Raw genomic sequence first — 4611 nt, 5'->3', positions numbered from 1 at the left:
ATCCTCTCAGACCAGCTATAGATCGTCGCCTTGGTGAGCCATTACCTCACCAACTAGCTAATCTAACGCGGGCACATCTATCAGCGATAAATCTTTCTCCCGAAGGACGTATACGGTATTAGCAGTCATTTCTAACTGTTGTTCCGTACTGATAGGTAGTTTCCCACGCGTTACTCACCCGTCTGCCACTCACCCGAAGGTGCGTTCGACTTGCATGTGTTAAGCCTGCCGCCAGCGTTCGTTCTGAGCCAGGATCAAACTCTCAAGTTGAAAATTTGATCTGACTTGTCGTACATTTGACGAGGACACACAGTATACAAACAAAGTTTGTATCGTTATGAACCGAAGTTCATAATGGTGTGTCACAAAAGAAACGTACGACCGTCAAAGTCATTGTGAACCAACGAATTGGTTCCGCAAGGCCTTCGCCGTCTACGTTTCTCTTTCTTCATATTCAATTTTCAAAGAGCTGATTTCTAACCTTTGCAAGTTGAGAAATCGTCCGATCAAATCGCTTGCGCTTTCTGATCGACCAAAGACCGCTTCCGCATTTGCGAGTGGTGTCTCTGTTTGGATGACCGAGTGTTTGGAGCGGTGTTGGCCGCCCCGTCGTTCGGTGAGCGGGTTATAGGCCGAGCATGGGTGAACTGTCAAACGCTTTTTCCAATTTTTTTCGAAAAAACTGCATTTTTTTTCCACACCCTGCCAAACCTGAGGATTTCCGCCATTTCTGTCTGAAATAAAAGGAGAAATGCACTGCACCATTTCCCCTAAGCCCAGAAAAGAACACATTATTTACACATGAATTTTGAATGCAGAATTCATAGTCATCAAAGGGGCATTTTTAGAGGGGAAAGACGAGCTATATATAGAGTGTTTTTCAGCATTAAATTTCAGCTAGTGAAGAAGAGCGAAATCGTGTAGTACATATTCCTGCGAATGACTGAGATGGAATTTGGGGGAGATTGAGATTACAGTCCTATGTGCCGCTTTATGTACAGACATGTAATCGACGCTATCTACGCAGCCTTATATGATAGATGAACCCACAACGATGTTATGAGCTCGAGTAAGGATCGCTTACACAACTCACCACACCTAAAGGCGCCCTCAATAAGACGCCCATAGAGAGAAATGCAAAACCAGCCTAATGACCGCAGAAAAAACCACCTCAACAAAAGCACCTTATAGCGACGATATAGAAGTGCTGCTTGGAAAGATGCCTGCTCTTTCTACAGAGAAGGGTAAATCTGGGCCGCCTGATACTCGGGATGTAAGTTTGCGTTGGTTAGCAGGCACTATCCTTACGGGCGTGACATCAATAGTTTTGATGGGCGGCGCGTTAATGGCTGCGGTTGATGGACAGATCTCTTTTTCATTCCCACAATTCAACAGTGGCACCGCTTCTGACGAACAAGCCGCAACAGCAAATGCAAGCACAGCGCAGTTCGCACAAAAGAGCGATCGCCCGCTTGTTGCAAAGCCTGAAACCAAAGAACAAAGCGTTTTAAGGCTCAGCACTCTTACAAGAACAGCCGAAGGCAATCATGTAAGAACCAGACCCTTTGCCCGCCTATCGGCCTCTTTAGGCAGGCGCGAAGGGGATCGCAATTTTGATATTCCAAACTTTGACCCGGTAACAATCTTCTCCGGCTCTTCTAAATTTCGCGAAAAAGGTGACGATGAGGTTCTTTATGAGAGCCAGGTCGACGATGAAATCGAAATTCGTGATATCGACTTCCCTTATAATGCGGCGGAAGTGCAAGCTGTTAGAGGTTTCTCTGATGAAGAAATCGAAGGACGCATTCGCCAACAACTTCCGGTTTTAAAAGCGTCACTTAATGATGGCACAATTCTCGCCCGCGCGGGTGCGATAGCCTATATCGACCCAAACCGCTTTAATCCTAGCGAAGAAAAAGAAGTAGCTGGGCCATTTGATGAACTCGTCGTTATTCGTTCCGAGAATGTTTCATCAGTCGGAAAAACCAACAATGTTGCCCGCCTTCCCTCTACGGATATCAGCAAGACAGTCGATATTAAAAAGAAACGGACAGTCTTCGGGCTGATCAAAGAAGATCTAGACCTCGTCGATAATGTTGATGGTGTGGTTGTCGCCCTACAAAAAGAGCTCGGACAAACAACACTTAATACCAATCACCGCGTAAGATTGAGCTACGCTGGTGGTCCAGACAAATCTATTCCTGATGTTTTCAGTGTCTATGAAGACGGGCGTCACGTTACATCCATCGCACGCGCAGATGATGGAACCTTTGTTCCTGCTCGCGAGCCTGTATCAGCGCAGGGGCTAAGAGAAGAGCCTAAGCTTCCAAGTTTCATAGCGAAACAAACAAGTACGTATCGTTCGATTTTTGAAACTGCCTTAAAACATGAAATACCACGTCCATTAATACGTGAACTCATTCGCATCTATGCTTTTGATGTTGATTTTAGACGGTCCACCAAAACAGCAGACAATATGGAAGTGTTTTATTCGCTCGACCCTAAAGATGAAAAAGCGACGGAAGATTCTGAAATCTTATACACCGCGCTTTCTCTGGATGGTGTGAAGCGTCGTTATTATCGCTTCAAGACAGGCGACGATAATGTTGTCGACTATTATGACGAGAATGGCCGTAGTGCGAAAAAGTTCTTGATGCGCCAGCCCGTTCCTCGCGCCAAGTTCCGCTCTAGCTTTGGTTGGCGACGCCACCCGATTCTGCGTACATCACGTTTGCATAAGGGCGTTGACTGGTCCGCTCCACGCGGAACACCTATCTTTGCAGCCGGTAACGGTGTGATTGAAGATGCTAAGTGGTTCTCTGGCTATGGCCGCTGGATCAAAATCCGTCATGCCAATGGATATAAGACCGGTTACGCGCATATGAGCCGTTTTGCAAAAGGCATGAAGTCTGGCGTGCGGGTGCGCCAAGGGCAGATCATTGGTTATGTTGGCTCAACAGGCTTATCCACCGGCCCTCACCTCCACTATGAAGTAATCGTCAATGGCCGCCATGTTGACCCGATGCGTATTCGTCTACCACGTGGTCGTGTGCTTTCTGGCAACGAACTTGCTGAATTTGAGCGTGAACGTGACCGGATTGATCAGTTGCTCAAAGAGCCTGATGACAATACCAGCCGAGACTTCGCATTCAACACAACAAATTAGATTCAGCCCACGTTCATTCCCACTCACTTAAGATAAGCTTGCCCGTCATATTAAGGGCAATCTCATTTTCTGGAGTTCATAATGATCAAATCAATTACCGCTTTACTTGCGGTCACAATCGCAACGACAGGCATTTCATCCGTCAGCGCGAAGCCTTTCAAACACAAATTTGGCGAATGGCGAGAATATAACAGCGCATGGCTTGGCGTTTGCCCCATAAAGCTAGAATCCGAAAAAGCAAAATTTGGCACCTATTATGATCATTGCTGGGCGGTTGCGGGATCAGCCGAGACAAACAGCATTGGATATCCCATCTATTCTTTTAGGTTTCATCGCCAGCGTGTGACTGGGGCAATGGAAATCTCATTTACATATGCCGGTGGCGATCAAACTAAGCTAGATAACTCCAGGCCTATGACCATGCAATTTGATGGTGGGTATGGAGCCAACTTGTCATTTTCAACATCATTGGAAACCCGATTTAACACAATCAATGAGTATTTCGTCAAAGACGAAACGCAAAAAAACTTCATTTTGAAAAACTTGCGCGAGCGCAATCATCTCAGCGTTTCTATTCCACTGACAACACCGCAAGGCGACAAGCATTCTAAATCGGTCAATATCTGGTTGAAGGGTGTGCAGGCGTCAGAAGAATTTATGAAAGCTTATGCCAACGCAAATCAGTGATTTTGAATGGTGTTCAAAAAACAAGAAGGGAAACCAAACTGGCATCCCTTCTTTCTGTCTCGTTAAGCTGCGACTTCTCGCAAGGTTGGTTTGAACATGAGGCGATCTGTGCCTGCAGTCACGCGCACGCGCGAACCATCCAAGATGTCACCAGCCAATATTTGATCGGCAAGCGGGTCTTGTACATAACGTTGTATGACGCGCTTTAAGGGTCTTGCGCCATAAGCAGGATCATAGCCTTTATCTGCCAACCAAGATTGTGCATCCTGATCAAGATCAAGGGTAATCTTCCGGTCAGCAAGCAATTTGGACAAACGCCCTAGCTGTATCTCGACAATCTTTGACATATGGGTGCGCTTCAAACGCTCGAATAAGACAATGTCATCAAGACGGTTCAAGAATTCAGGCCTGAAATGACCGCGCACAATACCCATGACGTCATCACGGACAACGGAAACATCTTCACTCTCACCTAGCCCCACAAGGAATTCAGCGCCAAGGTTTGATGTCATAATGATCAGCGTGTTTCTAAAGTCGATGGTACGCCCCTGCCCGTCAGTCAACCGACCTTCATCGAGCACTTGGAGCATAACGTTGAAAACATCTGGATGCGCTTTTTCAACTTCATCAAATAAGATGACTTGATAAGGACGACGGCGCACGGCTTCCGTAATCACGCCACCTTCCTCGTAGCCGACGTAACCAGGAGGCGCACCGATAAGGCGAGCAACGGAGTGTTTCTCCATGAACTCAGACAT

At 46.6% G+C, this 4611-nt stretch carries 4 protein-coding genes and 1 rRNA gene; 2 read left to right on the top strand and 3 right to left on the bottom strand.

What is annotated here, in order from left to right; all coding sequences use genetic code 11:
• A 16S ribosomal RNA gene (locus ABJO30_07770) occupies nt 1–270 on the bottom strand; the annotation flags it as partial.
• A 162-nt stretch (nt 271–432) separates the two neighbouring features.
• On the bottom strand, nt 433–654 hold the full coding sequence (locus ABJO30_07765; GenBank protein MEP3232710.1) for a hypothetical protein: 222 nt from the start codon (nt 652–654) through the stop codon (nt 433–435).
• Nucleotides 655–1150: 496 nt separating this feature from the next.
• Between ABJO30_07765 and ABJO30_07760 the strand changes: the two genes are divergently transcribed.
• Nucleotides 1151–3166, top strand: coding sequence for a M23 family metallopeptidase (locus ABJO30_07760; GenBank protein ID MEP3232709.1), 2016 nt, complete (start codon nt 1151–1153; stop codon nt 3164–3166).
• A gap of 81 nt (nt 3167–3247) precedes the next feature.
• Nucleotides 3248–3853 carry a hypothetical protein gene (locus tag ABJO30_07755; GenBank protein ID MEP3232708.1) on the top strand — a complete coding sequence of 202 codons (606 nt, stop codon included), beginning with the start codon at nt 3248–3250 and terminating at the stop codon, nt 3851–3853.
• A gap of 62 nt (nt 3854–3915) precedes the next feature.
• On the opposite strand, the gene ABJO30_07750 is transcribed toward ABJO30_07755, so the two are convergent.
• Nucleotides 3916–4611: AAA family ATPase (locus tag ABJO30_07750; GenBank protein ID MEP3232707.1), on the bottom strand; the 696-nt coding region annotated here is incomplete at its 5' end.

The organism is Hyphomicrobiales bacterium (assembly GCA_039973685.1).
GTDB lineage: Bacteria > Pseudomonadota > Alphaproteobacteria > Rhizobiales > JACESI01 > JACESI01.
Note: the sequence above shows the minus strand (reverse complement) of the source record. Positions and strands in the feature narration are given on the sequence as shown.

Bases quoted from the DNA above. Each gene is read 5' to 3' on its own strand.
- ABJO30_07760 (MEP3232709.1), top strand. From the start codon at position 1,151: ATGACCGCAGAAAAAACCACCTCAACAAAAGCACCTTATAGCGACGAT.
- ABJO30_07755 (MEP3232708.1), top strand. From the start codon at position 3,248: ATGATCAAATCAATTACCGCTTTACTTGCGGTCACAATCGCAACGACA.